Annotated in this window: 1 protein-coding gene; it reads left to right on the forward strand. The window is 37.3% G+C overall.

All coding sequences use genetic code 11. The annotated features are described in order from the left end of the window. Positions 1 to 50: 50 nt before the first annotated feature. On the forward strand, positions 51 to 1,076 hold a 1,026-nt coding region (locus CWC11_RS20000; protein WP_138684099.1), incomplete at its 3' end, for a methyl-accepting chemotaxis protein.

Here is a 1,076-nt window from a genome sequence, read left to right on the forward strand (position 1 = left end):
TTGAACAAATTTCAATCCACACAGAACAACACGCCCGAGTAAGGATATTAATGTTTTTCTCTAAAAATAAACAAAACGAAATCGCCTCTTTAAAAGCTGAGCTTTATCCACTGCAGCAAGTGTGGGAAGGGCTTTACCGTGAGATGTTAGTTGTTAATATTCTTTACGATGGGCGTATTTCCCATGCTAATGACTTATTTTTACAAAAGCTTGGTTATGATGAAGATACGTTAACTAATAACCCATTTAATGATTTTATTACTGAGCAGTCTCGCCAATCTAAAGATTTTGCAAGCTTACAAAAAGCAATTAAAGCAGAAGGTCACTGGGGTGGTACATTACAAATTACCCGCTTTGATGGCAAAGCAGAATGGTTGCGTTTAATAGTACACCCAGTGAAAGGTGAGCAAGATCAGCTTCTTTATTTTTCTATATTTGGCAGTGACTTAACCAAAACTATTACGGCGTCTCGTGAGCAAAGCGACACAATTAAGGCAATTTATCGCTCAATGGCAGTGATTGAATTTGATTTAGAAGGTCATGTATTAAAAGCAAATGATCAATTTTTGGCAGCAATGGGTTATCAAGAAAAAGAATTAATTGGTAAACACCACCGAACATTTTGTGAGCCAGCAGAAGCTAACTCACAAGAGTATCAACAGTTTTGGAAGAAACTACGCGAAGGGCAGTTTATAGCTGAGCGTTTTAAACGCGTTGATAAATACGGAAATATTGTGTGGCTTGAAGCCTCTTACAATCCAATTTCTAATGATGCTAATGAACTTTATAAAGTGATGAAGTTTGCAACGGTTATTACTGATCAAGTTAATCAAGAAATAGCTATATCGCAAGCAGCGGAAATTGCATATAACACGTCTACTCAAACAGATAAAAAAGCAGAGCAAGGCGCTGGAGTAATTAAAGACACTGTTGCAGTAATGACTGAACTTGCGATAAATATGGAGCAAGCAGCCAGCGAAATATCGGCACTTGATCAGCAGTCGCAGCAAATAGCAAGTATTGTACAAAGCATTAGTAGCATAGCTGAGCAAACAAATTTACTTGCTTTAAATGCT

This window comes from Pseudoalteromonas sp. S3178 (genome assembly GCF_005886985.1).
Classification (GTDB): domain Bacteria; phylum Pseudomonadota; class Gammaproteobacteria; order Enterobacterales; family Alteromonadaceae; genus Pseudoalteromonas; species Pseudoalteromonas carrageenovora.